Origin of the sequence: Pseudomonas sp. DR 5-09 (assembly GCF_001655595.1) — a bacterium.
In the GTDB taxonomy this organism is placed as follows: Bacteria; Pseudomonadota; Gammaproteobacteria; order Pseudomonadales; family Pseudomonadaceae; genus Aquipseudomonas; species Aquipseudomonas pharyngis.
Genome location: NZ_CP011566.1, coordinates 2471837 through 2486641, shown reverse-complemented (window position 1 = coordinate 2486641; position 14805 = coordinate 2471837). Strand labels below are relative to the sequence as shown.

General features: G+C 62.3%; 16 protein-coding genes. 7 read left to right on the top strand and 9 right to left on the bottom strand.

Going from position 1 to position 14805, the window contains the following annotated elements; all coding sequences use genetic code 11:
- Window positions 1–31 precede the first annotated feature (31 nt).
- The gene (locus PDR5_RS11115) at window positions 32–1333 is read left to right on the top strand and encodes a cation:dicarboxylate symporter family transporter (RefSeq protein ID WP_064595347.1); all 1302 of its coding nucleotides are present in this window, start codon (window positions 32–34) and stop codon (window positions 1331–1333) included.
- Between the two features lie 190 nt (window positions 1334–1523).
- Window positions 1524–2246 (top strand): phosphatidylcholine synthase, encoded by a 723-nt coding sequence (pcsA, locus tag PDR5_RS11110; RefSeq protein WP_039767868.1) that lies wholly within the window; start codon window positions 1524–1526, stop codon window positions 2244–2246.
- Between the two features lie 63 nt (window positions 2247–2309).
- Here the strand turns inward: pcsA and PDR5_RS11105 are convergent, their stop codons facing one another.
- Together PDR5_RS11105 and PDR5_RS11100 are read right to left on the bottom strand one after the other, a co-directional pair.
- A complete protein-coding gene (locus tag PDR5_RS11105; protein ID WP_064595345.1) occupies window positions 2310–3122 on the bottom strand; it encodes a class I SAM-dependent methyltransferase in 813 nt (270 codons plus the stop codon).
- A 32-nt stretch (window positions 3123–3154) separates the two neighbouring features.
- The gene (locus PDR5_RS11100; protein ID WP_064595343.1) at window positions 3155–3427 is read right to left on the bottom strand and encodes a DUF4242 domain-containing protein; all 273 of its coding nucleotides are present in this window, start codon (window positions 3425–3427) and stop codon (window positions 3155–3157) included.
- A gap of 230 nt (window positions 3428–3657) precedes the next feature.
- Here PDR5_RS11100 and PDR5_RS11095 point away from each other — a divergent pair, with 230 nt between their 5' ends.
- Window positions 3658–4119 (top strand): GNAT family N-acetyltransferase, encoded by a 462-nt coding sequence (locus PDR5_RS11095; RefSeq protein ID WP_064595341.1) that lies wholly within the window; start codon window positions 3658–3660, stop codon window positions 4117–4119.
- Window positions 4120–4137: 18 nt separating this feature from the next.
- Here the strand turns inward: PDR5_RS11095 and PDR5_RS11090 are convergent, their stop codons facing one another.
- From PDR5_RS11090 to PDR5_RS11080, 3 genes are all read right to left on the bottom strand, one after another.
- The gene (locus PDR5_RS11090) at window positions 4138–5352 is read right to left on the bottom strand and encodes a cytochrome c biogenesis protein DipZ (RefSeq protein ID WP_064595339.1); all 1215 of its coding nucleotides are present in this window, start codon (window positions 5350–5352) and stop codon (window positions 4138–4140) included.
- A 78-nt stretch (window positions 5353–5430) separates the two neighbouring features.
- The gene (locus tag PDR5_RS11085; protein ID WP_064595337.1) at window positions 5431–5727 is read right to left on the bottom strand and encodes a hypothetical protein; all 297 of its coding nucleotides are present in this window, start codon (window positions 5725–5727) and stop codon (window positions 5431–5433) included.
- A gap of 29 nt (window positions 5728–5756) precedes the next feature.
- Window positions 5757–6026 (bottom strand): DUF2790 domain-containing protein, encoded by a 270-nt coding sequence (locus PDR5_RS11080; protein WP_007956290.1) that lies wholly within the window; start codon window positions 6024–6026, stop codon window positions 5757–5759.
- Window positions 6027–6332: 306 nt separating this feature from the next.
- On the opposite strand from PDR5_RS11080, the gene PDR5_RS11075 reads away from it, so the two are divergent.
- Both PDR5_RS11075 and PDR5_RS11070 read left to right on the top strand, forming a co-directional pair.
- A complete protein-coding gene (locus PDR5_RS11075) occupies window positions 6333–7073 on the top strand; it encodes a response regulator (RefSeq protein ID WP_011333526.1) in 741 nt (246 codons plus the stop codon).
- Window positions 7070–8377 (top strand): ATP-binding protein, encoded by a 1308-nt coding sequence (locus tag PDR5_RS11070; protein WP_064595335.1) that lies wholly within the window; start codon window positions 7070–7072, stop codon window positions 8375–8377. The genes PDR5_RS11075 and PDR5_RS11070 overlap by 4 nt, the downstream gene beginning before the upstream one ends.
- Before the next feature lie 129 nt (window positions 8378–8506).
- Here PDR5_RS11070 and PDR5_RS11065 read toward each other — a convergent pair whose 3' ends face one another.
- From PDR5_RS11065 to PDR5_RS11055, 3 genes are all read right to left on the bottom strand, one after another.
- Window positions 8507–9256, bottom strand: coding sequence for an HvfC family RiPP maturation protein (locus PDR5_RS11065; protein WP_064595333.1), 750 nt, complete (start codon window positions 9254–9256; stop codon window positions 8507–8509).
- Window positions 9249–10088: an HvfB family MNIO-type RiPP peptide maturase gene (locus PDR5_RS11060; RefSeq protein WP_064595331.1), complete on the bottom strand. Its 840-nt coding sequence runs from the start codon at window positions 10086–10088 to the stop codon at window positions 9249–9251. The genes PDR5_RS11065 and PDR5_RS11060 overlap by 8 nt, the downstream gene beginning before the upstream one ends.
- A gap of 171 nt (window positions 10089–10259) precedes the next feature.
- Window positions 10260–11576, bottom strand: a complete 1317-nt coding sequence (locus PDR5_RS11055) for an acetamidase/formamidase family protein (protein WP_156669321.1) — start codon at window positions 11574–11576, stop codon at window positions 10260–10262.
- A 308-nt stretch (window positions 11577–11884) separates the two neighbouring features.
- Between PDR5_RS11055 and PDR5_RS11050 the strand changes: the two genes are divergently transcribed.
- Window positions 11885–12931 carry a class I SAM-dependent methyltransferase gene (locus PDR5_RS11050; RefSeq protein ID WP_064595328.1) on the top strand — a complete coding sequence of 349 codons (1047 nt, stop codon included), beginning with the start codon at window positions 11885–11887 and terminating at the stop codon, window positions 12929–12931.
- Window positions 12932–13013: 82 nt separating this feature from the next.
- Window positions 13014–13853 (top strand): NAD-dependent protein deacetylase, encoded by an 840-nt coding sequence (locus PDR5_RS11045; RefSeq protein WP_064595326.1) that lies wholly within the window; start codon window positions 13014–13016, stop codon window positions 13851–13853.
- A gap of 13 nt (window positions 13854–13866) precedes the next feature.
- On the opposite strand, the gene PDR5_RS11040 is transcribed toward PDR5_RS11045, so the two are convergent.
- On the bottom strand, window positions 13867–14745 hold the full coding sequence (locus PDR5_RS11040; RefSeq protein ID WP_039767829.1) for a LysR family transcriptional regulator: 879 nt from the start codon (window positions 14743–14745) through the stop codon (window positions 13867–13869).
- Window positions 14746–14805 lie beyond the last annotated feature (60 nt).

Below are 14805 nucleotides of genomic sequence, written 5' to 3'. Positions count from 1 at the left end.
GCTCGCCAATAACAACAACGAGACCGCAGACATGACCACCCCCGACAAGAAACCGCTGTACAAAGACCTGACCTTTCAGGTGATCGCCGCCATGCTGCTGGGGATTGCCTTCGGCTTCCTCGCACCGGAACTGGCGGCCAGCTTCAAGATTCTCGGCGACATCTTCCTCAAGCTGATCAAGACCGCCGTCGCCCCGCTGGTGTTTTTCACCGTGGTCCACGGCATCGCCTCGGCCGGCGACATCAAACGCGTGGGCAAAGTCGGCTTGCGTGCGTTGATCTACTTTGAAGTGGTATCGACCATCGCTCTGGCCATCGGCCTGCTCTGGGGCAACCTGCTGAATATCGGCTCCGGCATGCACGACGCTCACCCGAGCAGCGCCACTGCCGCAGCCGCCAGTGCCGCCGTCGCCAAGGGCCATGCCCCGGCGTCGACCATGGACTTCATCTACGGGATTTTCCCGGACAACTTCGTCGGCGCCTTTGCCGGCGGCCAATTGCTGCAAGTGCTGGTGATTTCGGTGCTGTTCGGCTTCGCCCTGTTGGCGCTGAAACCGGAACGCCGCAGCGTGATCGAGGATGGCCTGAGCCGGGTCTCGGAGTGCTTCTTCGAGTTCATCAACCTGATCATGAAGTTCGCCCCGCTCGGTGCGTTCGGTTCGGTGGCGTACGCGGTTGGCAGCAACGGCTCGGCGGTGCTGATGTCACTGGCCAATCTGGTGCTGATGTTTTACGTCGGCGTGGCGTTTTTCATCTTTGTCGTACTGGGTGCGGTCTGCCGTATTTCCGGGTTCAGCCTGTGGCGGTTCCTCAAGTACATCAAGGATGAGATTTTCATCGTACTCGGCACCGCTTCATCGGAAAGCGCCCTGCCGCGTCTGCTGCAAAAACTCGAGAAGTTCGGCTGCTCGAAACAGAGCGTCGGCCTGGTACTGCCCACCGGTTATGCCTTCAACCTCGACGGCACGTCCATTTACATGTCGTTGTGCGTGCTGTTCATCGCCAATGCCTACGGTGTGCCGATGAGCTGGGAGCAACAACTGGGAACCATCGCGATCATGCTGGTGACCTCCAAAGGCGCGGCGGCGGTATCCGGTGGCAGCTTCGTGGTGTTTGCCGCGACCGTCACAGCGATTGGCGTCCTGCCGGTGGAAGGTCTGGCGCTGTTGTTCGGCGTCTACCGCTTCATGTCGATGGCCATCGCCACCTGCAACACCATCGGCAACAGCGTGGCCACAGTGGTGATGTCGAAGTGGTCAGGCGAGTTCACCGAGCAGACCGCCAAGGCTGAATACAACCGGGTGTTCGGCCGCAACCCGGAAGCCGCGCTCTGACGGTTACCGATGTCACATAAAAATGCCCCGGCCCTGTCGGGGTATTTTTTTCAGGGCCAGCTAATCTTCAAGAATGGGTGAACCTTGACCCGGCCCGACCGGTCGATAGCTGCAACCCCGACCCGGTTGGTCGCCACCCTTGCTGCCCAAGGGTTTACGCGGCTTGCTGCACTTTCTGGAGAACGCCTTCGTGATATCGACCGTCCACATCGCCAGGCTCAAGGCCTGGGGCGCCCATGGTTTCACCGCGACCGGCGTGGTCACCGCCTTCCTGGCCACCCTTGCCCTGTTAGAAAACCAGCCGATCCACTGCCTGATGTGGCTGGGCGTGGCGCTGATCGTCGACGGCCTCGACGGAGCGCTGGCGCGCAAGGTCAACGTGCAGTCGGTGCTGCCGAGTTTCGACGGATCGATCCTCGATCTGGTGATCGACTACCTGACCTACGTGTTCATCCCGGCGCTGTTCATCTATCGCTACATTCCCCTGCCCGACTACACCCTGCTGCTGACCGTGTCGCTGATTCTGGTGTCGTCGCTGTTCTGCTTCTGCAACGTCAACATGAAGAGCAAGGACAACTATTTCGTCGGTTTCCCCGCCGCCTGGAACGTGGTTGCGTTGTGTCTGTACATCATCGATCCGGGGCCGTGGCTCACCTTCCTGACGGTGATTGGCCTGGCGCTGCTGACCGTGACCCGCATGAAGTTCCTGCACCCGTTCCGGGTACGCCGGTTCATGCCGATCAACATTGCGGTGACGGCGATCTGGTTGCTGTGCAGCCTGTCGCTGGTGCTGAACCACCCGGTGATCAACCCGCTGGTGATGGGCCTGTGGCTGCTGGCGTCGGCGTACTTTCTCGGCATCTGCATCTGGCGCACCGCGCTGGAGTGGTTTGACAGCGCGCATCTGAAATAGAAGCCCTGTCGGGATCCCTGTGGGAGCGAACCTGCTCGCTCCCACAGTTGTTTTGCATGACGCTCAGCGTTTAGTGATGACCACCTCCAGATACTCACTCGGCACCACCATCGATTCCGACCCCGCCCGATTCAGCCCATCGATCAGTAGCGTCAGATCCGTCTCCAGCGCCTGACCGCTCTCCGGCGGCAACGCCGCGAACGCCTTGTGTACCGGGCCGTACCAGTGGCGAAACACATCAATGAAATGCGCCGCCGAGCGATAGCGGAAGTTGAAGTGGCGCCGAGTCACCTGCAACTGAAACTGGCGATCGTCGAAATGCGAATGCAGCCAGGCTTCCGCGCCCCAGTTCGAGGGCGGTTGCGCAACGGGTGGCGGTGGTAGGTAGCGGCCGAGGGTCTTGAACATCTGGCCGACGAAGCCTTCCGGCGTCCAGTTGGCCAGGCCGATCCGTCCGCCCCGGCGACAGACCCGCGCCAGCTCCTTGGCCGCTTTCGCCTGATCCGGGGCGAACATCACGCCGAAGGTCGACAGCACCACATCGAAACTGGAATCGGCAAACGGCAGCGCTTCGGCATCGGCGACCTGAAAGGTCACCTCCAGATGCTCGGCGCGCGCCCGGTCCTGGCCGCGTTCCAGCAACGCCGCGACATAGTCGGTGGACGTCACCAGACAACCACGGCGTGCCGCCGCGAGCGTGGCATTGCCGTTGCCGGCGGCGACATCCAGCACTTCTTCATCGCAGCGCAGGTCGCAGGCTTCGGCGAGGGTTTCGCCGACGATTTGCAGCGTGGTGCCGATCACGGCGTAGTCGCCACTGGCCCAGGCGACTTTCTGGCGTTCCTTCAGGGCAGTGAGATCAATGGGGGTACTCATGAATGGGTGCTCCACGGCAGAAGGGTCAAGCGTCACTCGGCGGTCGTCGGGTCGATGATGCTCGTCACCCGGGACACGCTGTTGGCCGGAAATCCCCCTTGCCTTGCGTGTTCGCGCACCAGTTCCTCGTTGGGTGCGATGTACACGCAATAGATCTTGTCGGCAGTCACATAACTCTGCAGCCACTGCACCTCTGGCCCGAGTTCACGCAGCACGTTGCAGGACGTTTGCGATACGGCCTTGAGTTCTTGCTCCGATAGCTTTCCGGCTCCTGGAATCTCGCGTTCAATCACGAACTTCGGCATGGCAACCTCGCATTCTTTTTATGGATGGCAGAGCCGTTGGCGGCCCTGCTCGCCCACTATCGCGCGGGCGCTGTCCGGCGTCCCTGCCAATCGTCCGGAGAGCCCGTAAAACCGGGCATTGGCCGATGAATGGCGGGATTTTGTAAAGGCCCCGAAACACTGTCGGGGGGTTGCCAGCGCACCGGCTGATCGGCTCTCATGCAGGCCATCTCCCGGAACGGAATTCGATCATGTCCTTGCGCTTCGAATGGCTCGCCGATCACCTGCAGCACAGCGACACTTACGCGGCGTGGATCCACCGCCAGTTTCACTACGAATATGCCGAGCAACCTCTGGCCGATTGGCAGCGCGAATTTGCCGAGGGCCAGACCAATGGCGACTGGCGTTGCCTGATTGCGCTGGACGGGGATCGACTGCTGGGCGGTGCGGCACTGGCCCGGGCGGATCTGGCCCTTCGACCGGATCTGGGGCCGTGGCTGGCCTGTGTGCTGGTCAGCCCCGAATCACGCGGTCAGGGTCTGGCAGAAAGGCTGATCGAGGGAATTGCTGAGGAGGCGAAAAAACGGGGCCTGCCGCGTTTCTATCTGCACACCCAGAGCAAACAGGACTATTACGCCAAACGCGGCTGGACGGTGCTGGAGCGTTTTCACGCCTGGGGTAACGAACAATGGCTCATGGTGCGCGACCTGTGAGCCATTGAGTTTCGCGGTTTACGCAGCAGGCGCCTTGGCCTCTTTGAGCAGCTGCTGAATCATCTGCTCCTGCGCCTGGTAACTGCCTTCGCCAAAGTGGGTGTAACGCACCTGCCCCTTGGCGTCGACCAGATAATGCGCCGGCCAGTACTGGTTATCGAAGTTGCGCCAGATCGCGTAGTTGTTGTCGATGGCTACCGGGTAGGTGATGCCGAGCTTCTTCACCTGATCCTTGACGTTGTCGATGATCCGCTCATAGCCGTATTCCGGGGTGTGCACACCGATCACCACCAGGCCGTCCTTGCCGTACTTCTTCTCCCACTCTTTGACGTACGGCAGGGTGTGCTGGCAGTTGATGCAGTCATACGTCCAGAAGTCCACCAGCACCACTTTGCCGCGCAGGGACTCGGCTGTCAGTTCCGGCGAGTTCAGCCATTGCACCGCACCGGACAGCGACGGCATCGCGCCTTTGCTCGCCTCGTCTTCAGTCGAGTCTGCACGGACTTTGCTGACGAAGTAGTCCACCACTTTCGGCACGTTCTCCAGCACGCTTTTCTCGACCGATGCCACGCCTTGTGACGAGGTGTTGGCCAGCAGCACGTTGTCAGCACCGGTGGCGATCACCGCCGCCGTCGCCAGCACCGCAACACCCGCGCCGCGGCGGAACCAGCCAGTGAAAGGAATCGACGGTTTCAGTCGGTTGACCAGACCGCGACCGGCGAAGATCAGCGTTCCCAGCGACAGCGCGCTGCCCGCGCCGTAGGCCAGCAGCAACAGGCTGGTTTGGGCGTTGGCGCCTTGCAGCATGGCACCGGTGAGGATCACGCCGAGGATCGGACCGGCGCACGGCGCCCAAAGCAGACCGGTGGCGACACCGATCATGATCGACGCCATGGGCCCGGTCTTTTTCCGGGCGTCGGGGTCGAGGCGATTGCCCAGCAGCACAAAGGGCCGCGCCAGCCAGTCACCGATGCGCGCGGAAATCAACGACAGCGCAAACAGCACCATTACCGCCAGCGCAATGTGGCGACCGGTGTTGCTGGCCTCGATCACCCACTCGCTGCTGACCACCGCCAGGCTGGAGATCAGGGCAAAGGTCAGGGCCATGCCGCCGAGAGTCAGCAGGATCGAAGAACGGGTGCGGTCGGCTCCGGCGAACAGAAACGGCACCACCGGCAGAATGCACGGACTGAGGACAGTCAACAGACCGCCCAGGAAAGCGATGAGAAACATGAGGTTCACCTTTTGAATGAGGGGTGGTCTGTCGACTGGATCGGGGGCTGACCGTTACGGGCAGCCCCCCTTCAATCCTCAAGCCGTCTGGTTATCCAGCCATTGGCTTTGCGGCGTACGGCTGGCACCGTTCTCGGCCAGCGTCTGGCCTTGCGGCGTACGGCTGGAGCCGTCGGCGGCCAGTGTCTGGCCCTGTGGCGTGCGGCTGGCGCCGTCGGCGGCGATCAAACCTTCGCTGCCCGGCTTGTCCACCGGAGCCAGTTGGAAGCAGGTGCTGCTGCCACAGCTGTTCTGTTCGACGGCAGCGTTGGCGTGGGCCGCGACACCGGCGAGGGAGAAGGCAACAGCGGTCAGATAGCGCGATACGTTGTTCATGGCGATGTTCCTTTTATAGAGGTGGGTAATCAGTTGTCTTCGTTGCAGCCGTCGGCGAATTTGCGGTAGTCGAGTACCTGGGTCTTGCCGGCCGAGTCGAGGTAGGTCAGGCGGGCGTCGACGATGCCGCAGGTCATCGAGTTGTCCTGTTTCAGCGACACCACTTTCTGGATGTCCAGGTGGCTGCCGTAGGAGTAGGTTTGCGGAGTGACATCGGCTTCGGCGCGGGCCGACAGGGTGCAGATGTTCAGAGCGGCAAACAGGCAAGCGGCAGCAATCGATTTGGTCTTGGTGTTCATGGCGTTTTCCTCGGGGCTTCAATGGTTGAATCGTTGATTGGGCCGAGGCGTTCTGTGTGTGCCTCGATGGAGCTCATTTAAAGCTCGCGAGGTATCGCGCATGTGTCGGCAAATGCCGTGTATAAATCGCTACGTATCCGCGCGCGCCCGAGATACACAGCGATACAAAACCCTGTAAAAATCCGCTTTTTGCGTCGGCGTGTATCCGTCACAGCGCTGGATACACTGCAATACAAAGGCAGGCAGGCGGCCTCGCGCAGGCTCGATAGACTGCCCGGCAATCCCCTTTGATTGAGGTTTGGCCCCATGGAACATGTCGATCACATCCTGATCGTCGACGACGACCGCGAGATTCGCGAACTGGTCGGCAATTACCTGAAGAAAAACGGCCTGCGCACTACGGTGGTTGCCGATGGCCGGCAGATGCGCAGTTTTCTGGAAGCCAACACCGTCGACCTGATCGTGCTCGACATCATGATGCCCGGCGACGACGGCCTGCTGCTGTGCCGCGAATTGCGCTCGGGCAAACACAAGGCCACGCCGATCCTGATGCTCACCGCGCGCAATGATGAAACCGACCGCATCCTCGGCCTGGAAATGGGCGCCGACGACTACCTGACCAAACCATTCGCCGCCCGCGAGCTGCTGGCGCGGATCAACGCCGTGCTGCGCCGCACCCGGATGCTGCCGCCGAACCTGGTGGTGACCGAAAGCGGCCGGCTGCTGGCGTTCGGTCGCTGGCAGCTCGACACCTCCGCCCGGCATCTGCTGGACAAGGACGGCACTATGGTCGCGCTCAGTGGCGCGGAGTACCGTTTGTTGCGGGTTTTCCTCGACCATCCGCAACGGGTGCTGAGCCGTGACCAATTGCTCAACCTGACCCAGGGTCGCGACGCCGATCTGTTCGACCGATCCATCGATCTGCTGGTCAGCCGTCTGCGCCAGCGCCTGCTGGATGACGCCCGTGAACCGGCCTACATCAAGACCGTGCGCAGCGAAGGCTATGTGTTCTCGCTGCCGGTCGAAGTCCTCGGAGCCCCCGCATGAATGTCGCCCTGCGCTGGCCGCGCACCCTCGCCTCCCGTTTGTCGCTGATTTTCCTGATCGGGTTGATCCTCGCTCAGGCGCTGTCGTTCGGCGCGCAGTATTACGAGCGCTACGAAAGCGCGAAAAACACCATGCTCGGCAACCTCGAAACCGACGTTTCGACCTCGATTGCCATCCTCGACCGACTGCCCGCCGAAGAACGCCCGATGTGGCTCAAACGCCTGGCTCGCAAGAATTACGGCTATCTGCTGAGCGAAGGCGAACCGGGCACACCGCTGGATCCGCAGGACGTGCCGATTGCCGTCACCTCGATTACCGATGCAATTGGCGAGGCCTATCCGCTGACGTTCACCGATATTCCCGGCCCGAAAAAACACTTTCAGGGCCACCTGCGCCTGAGCGACGGCAGCCCGGTGACCATCGATGTGCGCCCGTCGATGGTGCCGCTGTCGCCATGGCTGCCGGTGGTATTGCTCGGGCAACTGGCGCTGATGCTTGCCTGCACCTGGCTGGCGGTACGCATCGCCATCCGCCCCCTCACCCGCCTCGCCAACGCCGTGGAAACCCTCGACCCCAACGCCCACCCGATCAACCTCGACGAAAAAGGCCCGAACGAAGTGGCCTACGCCGCCCGCGCCTTCAACTCGATGCAGGCGCGCATCGCCGCGTACCTGAAAGAGCGCATGCAACTGCTCGCGGCAATCTCCCACGACCTGCAAACCCCGATCACCCGCATGAAGCTGCGGGCGGAGTTCATGGACGATTCGGCCGAGAAAGACAAACTGTGGAACGACCTCGGCGAGATGGAACATCTGGTGCGCGAAGGCGTGGCCTATGCCCGCAGCATCCACGGCTCGACCGAGGAAAGCCGACGCACCAATCTGGATTCGTTCCTCGACAGCCTGGTGTTCGACTATCAGGACATGGGCAAGGAAGTGCAATTGAGCGGCAAGAGTGAGGCGGTCATCGACACCCGCCCCCACGCCTTGCGCCGGGTGCTGGTCAACCTGACCGACAACGCGCTGAAGTTCGCCGGCGCTGCCGAGCTGCTGATTCAACGCGACAAGAGCAGCCTCTCGATCAAGGTCATGGATCGCGGCCCGGGCATCGCTGAAGAAGAACTGGCCCAGGTGATGGAGCCCTTCTACCGCGTGGAAAACTCACGCAACCGCAGCACCGGCGGCACCGGGCTGGGGCTGGCGATCGCCCAGCAACTGGCGCTGGCGCTGGGCGGTTCGCTGACGCTGAGCAATCGTGACGGTGGCGGGTTGTGTGCGGAGCTGAAATTGCCGCTACACACCTAAAGCAAACATAAATTCCTGTGGGAGCGAGCCTGCTCGCGATGGCGTCAGTCCAGACAACTTCTTCATTGGCTGGCAGACCGTCATCGCGAGCAGGCTCGCTCCCACATGTGATTTGTCGTGTTTGTGAGATCAGTTGATGCCGATTACCCCGTCCTCATACAGTTGCTGCAACAACGCCAAACCACTGTCCATGAACGATGCCGTTACCGGCAAACCCGCCTCCATCGCCAGCCCTTCCAGTTGTTCACGACCGTTCAGCGCAGGGAACTCGCCAATGCGCTGCAACAACCGCCAGGCCAATGGGCTCAGCTCGGAAAACTTCACACTGAAATCTACCGCACGCCTTACCAGCAACAACGTTGGCTGGGCCGGTGGTGTAGACGGTTGATGGTCAGGGCTGAGGATTTGCACCGGCCAGGTGTACGCCACCGGCCAGGCCAACGCCGAAACCTGCAGTGGCCGCTCCAGCAATTGCGCCGGATCACTCGCCGGCAAGGGTTCGGCATCGGACTGCTGCAACACCATTTCCACCCATTCGTAATGCGCCAGCTCCACCAGGAACGCCGGCCAGTCACCCTCGCTCAACACGGCCGGATCCGAGGCGAGGTAACCGACAAACTCCTCGGCGATCTCGCCGAATTTTGGCGTCTGCGCGCGGTAGTCCCGCAGGAAGCCACGAATCAATGTGCGCCAGCGTTCCTGGCCGATGATCCGGATCAGTACCGGAAACGTGCTGCCCAGCAGTTGCGAGACGTTGTTGAACACCAGATCGCGATAGACATTGACCCGCGCCGCGTTCATGTCGGCCGGCGGCGCTTCATGCTCTGGATCGCGCAGGTAGCGGGTCAACGCCTGTTGTTGCCGCAAAAGATTATCCACGCGGGCCTCCTTCGATTTGCAGACGGCGAATGGTTTGCAGTTCGGCCACCAATTCAGAAAACGCCGGGAAATTGAAATCCCGCTCCAGCAACGTCGGCTGCGCGCCGAATCGGGCATAAGCGTCGGCCAGCAACGACCAGACCACCGGTTTGACCGAGGCGCCATGGGTGTCGATCTTCAGCGTGTCGGACTCGTCAAAGTGCCCAGCCACGTGCATCCCGACTACCCGGCCCGGCTCGATGGCGGCCAGGAAAGTCTGCGGGTCGAAACCGTGGTTGATCGAGTTGACGTAGACGTTGTTGACGTCCAGCAACAGGTCGCAATCGGCCTCGCGCAGCACGGCGTTGGTGAAGGTCACTTCGTCCATGTCCTGCCGGGGCGCGGCGTAGTAGGAAACGTTTTCCACCGCCAGGCGCCGGCCGAGAATGTCCTGGGCCTGACGGATCCGTGCGGCGACGTGGTGCACCGCCTCTTCGGTGAACGGCAACGGCAGCAGGTCATAGAGATGACCGTCGTCGCTGCAATAGCTCAGGTGTTCGCTATACAGCGGCACTTTGTGATGATCGAGAAAGGTCCGCACTTCCCGGAGAAAATCGACGTCCAGCGGCGCCGAACCACCGAGCGACAACGATAACCCGTGACAGGACAACGGATAGCGCTCGGCCAGCTCGCGCAACGCGGCGCCATGGGCACCGCCGACGCCGATCCAGTTTTCCGGCGCCACTTCGAGAAAGTCGAAATCGCCGGTGCGCGCGGCTTGCAGGTCTTTCATCAAGCCGCGACGCAGGCCAAGCCCGACGCTGGCCTGCAAGGTGGGGTGGGGAATCTGCATGGGCAAGATCTCTGCTGAGGAGTCGCCGGGCGTGGCGACTGACAGGCTCAGTTAAACCGCAGGGTGTATCGCGGCTGTGTGGGCAATGCGCGGGAAGTGGCGGGTTTTGTATCGGCGGCGGGTCTGTACACAGTGGGATACAGACCCGCTGCCGTCTTGGTGAGCGGCGAGTTACGCGAGGTCGTACTTCTCGCGGACCAGGTCGCCAATGCCGAGGCGATCGAGCACGTCCATCGGGCACAGGAACGTTACCCGCACCGTGCCAGGCAAACGGCTGATGTCGATCGAACCGTTGATGGTCGCGCGGTTGAGCACTTCATCGTATGGCAGGCCGGTGACGGCGGCGGCCCGATGCAGGCCGTTTTCCACCGCAACGTTGAGGTTTTCACCGCTGCCGATGAAGGTGATCGGCCCGGTGGCCTGAATGTCGTGCTGACCCCAACGGGCGCCGAGCTCGCGGACATGGCGCAACTGCTCGGCGCTCATGGGCCGGGCCATCGGTGGCAGATCGTCGAGGTTCTGCAGCAGGATCGGCCCTTCCAGGCTCAAGCCCTTGACCACGTGCACCTGCACCTCGGTTTCCCCCGAGCAATCGGTAGCGTGGCCGGCGATTTCGCCGTTGCCCTGTTGCGCGTGCATGTCGCCCATGTACACCCCGGCGCCCGGCACCTTGACCGGACAGATCAGCACGCAACCCTCGCGGATCGAGTTGGTGTCCATGTGGCCGTCGGTCTTGGCCGCGTGCAGTTCTTCGCGGGTCATGCCGAAGCGGTGCGGGGCGCCGATCAGGTACTGGCCGAAATCGGCGCAGTTGTGCGAGTCCGGCAGATCCCGCGACGGCGTGGTGCCGATGTTGCCGAGAAACGGCCGCATGTGCGCCGCCACACCGGGCATGTCGGCGCGGGCCAGGGACAGAATCGAGTGCTGCGCCGCCATTTCCGGCAATGCGGACATTTGCGACGCCTTGCCGGCCAGTCGATCCGCCACCTCCTGATTGACCGTCAGGCTGACCTGATGCTCGGCGTCGAACACGATCACGTAACCGTGGCTGAAGCGAAACGCACTGACTTCGACGCCGCAATGGTTGCAGCGAATCGCCTCCTCGCCGATCCCCTCCACATGGCTCGCCGGGTGTTCGGTGCCGCACTGGCTGCAGTATTTGGCGACGAACGGATCGCCGTGATATCGCCCTTCAACAAAACTCATCACTCCTGACGACGTGGAGTGGGACGTGACCTGCATGCGTTTGATCTTGATCGCCACCGCATCGCCGACCTCGGCACCTTCGATGTACACCGGTTGCGTCACTTCGTGGCCGCCCTCGAATGACGGCGTGATCATCGGCCCCCAGCACCCCGGCGGCGTCCCCGTGACCAGCGTGCCGCCGTCGGCCAGCGGGCCGCGCATCGTCTGGCCTGGGCCGATCAGGCCGTTGGTGTACTGGTTGACGTGCAGCCGTTCGACGGACAGCTGAATGGGAGCGCTCATGGAAATCACCTCGTTGGCAGGCTGGGCGGCTCAGTTCAACGCAGGTTTGTATCGGCGCTGTGTCCGGCCAACGCTGCAATGGTCGGTCTGTGTATCCACGCACCGTCGCGATACACAACGATACAAGCCTCGAAATCCACGCAGCCCGCTCCCACCGGTGCCAACAGCGGCTAGACTCAATCAGTACCCAGTCGAGGGGGACGCAGGACAGCAGTGTCGCCCTGCCCGTTTCCACGACCACCGCCCGGTGGTGAATGCCTCGACCCCCAACGCCACCGGACTGTGATCCTGTCAATGGAGCACATGAAATGGACGAGGCCAGACTCAACGAATTCATGGGCAAACTGGTCAACGACATGGGCGGCGCGGCGATGCTGGCCAATGTCATTGTCGGCGAAGAACTCGGCCTCTATCGGGCAATGGCCGACAGTCAGCCGATCAGCCCTGAATCCCTCGCTGCAAAAACCACCTGCAACCCGCGACTGGTGCGCGAATGGCTGAGCGCCCATGCGGCGTCCGGCTACATGGAACACCTCGACGGCAAATTCCGTCTGCCGGAAGAACAGGCGCTGGCCCTGGCCAAGGAAGACTCGCCGGTGTACGTGGCCGGCGGGCTTGGCGTGGTGGCGTCGTTTTTCCATGACAAGGACAAACTGGTCAAAGCCATGCGCGGCAACGGCGCCCTGCCCTGGGGCGATCACCATCCGTGCATGTTCACCGGTACCGAGCGCTTCTTTCGTCCCGGTTACAAGGGGCATTTGATCGCCGAGTGGCTGCCGGCGCTGGACGGCGTGGTGGCCAAACTCGAAGAAGGCGCCAAGGTCGCTGACATCGGCTGCGGTCACGGTGCATCCACGGTAATCATGGCCCAGGCCTATCCCAACTCGCGATTCGTCGGCTACGACTATCACGCGCCTTCGATCACCGTCGCCACCCAACGGGCCGAAGAAGGCGGCGTCAGCAGTCGCGCGCGGTTCTTCCAGGGCACGGCGAAAAGCTACCCCGGCGATGACTATGACCTGATCTGCTATTTCGACTGCCTGCACGACATGGGCGATCCGGTCGGCGCTGCCAAACACGCCTTTGAATCCCTGAAAGACGACGGCACGGTGCTGCTGGTCGAGCCGTTTGCCAACGACACCCTGGACGAAAACATCACACCGGTCGGGCGCTTGTTTTATGCAGCGTCAACGTTCATCTGCACACCAAATTCGCTGTCCCAGGAAGTGGGCCTCGGCCTCGGTGCGCAGGCCGGCGAGTTGCGCCTGCGCAAGGTATTTACCGAAGCGGGCTTCAAACACTTCCGACGGGCGACGCAGACGCCGTTCAACCTGATCCTGGAGGCACGCAAGTAACCGCCGGGCAGCGGACGCCTCTGAAAAGAGGCGTCTGTCGGTGCTAACCTGCAAGGCACTTACCGCCTGCGGAGCGCTGATCATGCTCGACCGTCCCCTCCCCGAACCGCTCGACTCTCTGCAACAAATCATGGCCGATGGCGACTTTATTGTGCTGACCGGCGCCGGCATCAGTACGCCGTCGGGCATTCCGGATTACCGCGACAGCGACGGTGTGCGCCGTGGCCGGCAGCCAATGATGTACCAGGAATTCCTCGCCGCCCCGGAGTCGCGTCGGCGCTATTGGGCCCGGGCCATGCTCGGCTGGCCGCGTGTACGTCAGGCGCGACCGAACGCTGCCCATGAGGCGCTGGCCAGTCTGCAAAGCCACGGCCGGATCGGCGGCCTGATTACCCAGAATGTCGACACCCTGCACGATCAGGCCGGCAGCCACGATGTCATCGAACTGCACGGCAGCCTGCACCGGGTGTTGTGCCTGGATTGCGGGCAGCGAAGCGAGCGGGATTCGATTCAGCAATTGATGGAAACGCAGAACCCGTATCTGGCGGGCGTCGATGCCGTGCAGGCACCGGACGGCGACACCCTGCTCGACCCGGCTTTCGAGGCGCGCTTTCAGGTGCCGCATTGCCCGCATTGCGCAGGCGAGCGGATGAAACCGGACGTGGTGTTTTTTGGGGAGAACGTGGCACAGCCGACGGCGGCGCGGGCCATGGCGCTGGCGGAAAATGCCGCCGGGATGCTGGTGGTCGGTTCGTCGCTGATGGCGTATTCGGCGTTTCGCCTGTGCCGGGTGATTGCGGATCGGGGCAAGCCGCTGATTGCGATCAACCTGGGGAAGACGCGGGCGGATGAGTTGCTGGATTTGAAGATTGAAGCGTCGTGCGAACAGTTGCTGCCGCTACTGACAGAACGTCTGACTTAGCGACCTCCCAAAGTCAGTGTTCAGCCTTGAGAATGTCAAAAAGCGCCTGCGCCGCCGCCGACAATTCATTCCCCGGATCCGTCAGCACGCCAATCGCACGCTCCACCACCGGTTCGTGCAAGGTCAGGCAATGCGCGCCCAGTTCGCGCATCTGCCCGGCACACAAGGCCGGCACCGCACTGACGCCCAGCCCGCTCGCCACCATCCGCCCGACCGTCGCCAGTTGATGGCTTTCAAATTCCACCGGCAGTTTCATCCCTCGAGCCTGCAAGTGTTCTTCCAGCATCACACGCACCGTGGACGGTCGTTGCAGGGTGATGAACGGCTCCTGCAGCAAGGTCTGCCAATCAATGTCACTGCGATCAGCCAGCGGCGAATCCTGCGGCACCACGGCGACGAAACGATCACGGTAAAGCGGCGTGAACGTCAGCGAGGTGTTCTGCATCGGCTCGAAGGCCACGCCGAGTTCGACCTGGCGGTCACGGACCATTTCCAGCACTTGCTCGTTGATCACGTCGTTGACCGTGACATTGACGTTCGGATAACGCGCGCGGAAGGTCTTGAGGATCGGCGGCAGCAGGTTGCCGGCAAACGACGGCATCGCCGCCAACGTCACCCGCCCACGCTGCAGGCTGAAGCGCTGGCGCATTTCGTCTTCGGCGTTGTCCCAATCGGCGATCAGGCGCCGGGCCAGCGGCAGCAGCGATTCGCCTTCCGGGGTCAGCGCCACGTTGCGCGTGTTGCGACTGAACAGGCGCCCGCCCAGGCCTTCTTCCAGCGCCTTGATGGTCAGGCTCAGTGCCGACTGCGACAGGTGCAGACGCTCGCAGGCCACGGCGAAGCTCAGGCTCTGGGCCACGGCGAGAAAGGCGCGGATCTGCTTGATGGTCATGGTTGTGTTACTCGACGGACTAAGCTGAACATCCGTCCGCCGACCAAGGCGGACATTTAA

What these genes read in the sequence shown, in the direction of transcription:
- PDR5_RS11115 (WP_064595347.1), top strand. Translation starts at nt 32, where the DNA reads ATGACCACCCCCGACAAGAAACCGCTGTACAAAGACCTGACCTTTCAG.
- PDR5_RS11105 (WP_064595345.1), bottom strand. Translation starts at nt 3,122, where the DNA reads ATGAGTACCCCCATTGATCTCACTGCCCTGAAGGAACGCCAGAAAGTC.
- PDR5_RS11100 (WP_064595343.1), bottom strand. Translation starts at nt 3,427, where the DNA reads ATGCCGAAGTTCGTGATTGAACGCGAGATTCCAGGAGCCGGAAAGCTA.
- PDR5_RS11095 (WP_064595341.1), top strand. Translation starts at nt 3,658, where the DNA reads ATGTCCTTGCGCTTCGAATGGCTCGCCGATCACCTGCAGCACAGCGAC.
- PDR5_RS11090 (WP_064595339.1), bottom strand. Translation starts at nt 5,352, where the DNA reads ATGTTTCTCATCGCTTTCCTGGGCGGTCTGTTGACTGTCCTCAGTCCG.
- PDR5_RS11085 (WP_064595337.1), bottom strand. Translation starts at nt 5,727, where the DNA reads ATGAACAACGTATCGCGCTATCTGACCGCTGTTGCCTTCTCCCTCGCC.
- PDR5_RS11080 (WP_007956290.1), bottom strand. Translation starts at nt 6,026, where the DNA reads ATGAACACCAAGACCAAATCGATTGCTGCCGCTTGCCTGTTTGCCGCT.
- PDR5_RS11075 (WP_011333526.1), top strand. Translation starts at nt 6,333, where the DNA reads ATGGAACATGTCGATCACATCCTGATCGTCGACGACGACCGCGAGATT.
- PDR5_RS11070 (WP_064595335.1), top strand. Translation starts at nt 7,070, where the DNA reads ATGAATGTCGCCCTGCGCTGGCCGCGCACCCTCGCCTCCCGTTTGTCG.
- PDR5_RS11060 (WP_064595331.1), bottom strand. Translation starts at nt 10,088, where the DNA reads ATGCAGATTCCCCACCCCACCTTGCAGGCCAGCGTCGGGCTTGGCCTG.
- PDR5_RS11055 (WP_156669321.1), bottom strand. Translation starts at nt 11,576, where the DNA reads ATGAGCGCTCCCATTCAGCTGTCCGTCGAACGGCTGCACGTCAACCAG.
- PDR5_RS11050 (WP_064595328.1), top strand. Translation starts at nt 11,885, where the DNA reads ATGGACGAGGCCAGACTCAACGAATTCATGGGCAAACTGGTCAACGAC.
- PDR5_RS11045 (WP_064595326.1), top strand. Translation starts at nt 13,014, where the DNA reads ATGCTCGACCGTCCCCTCCCCGAACCGCTCGACTCTCTGCAACAAATC.
- PDR5_RS11040 (WP_039767829.1), bottom strand. Translation starts at nt 14,745, where the DNA reads ATGACCATCAAGCAGATCCGCGCCTTTCTCGCCGTGGCCCAGAGCCTG.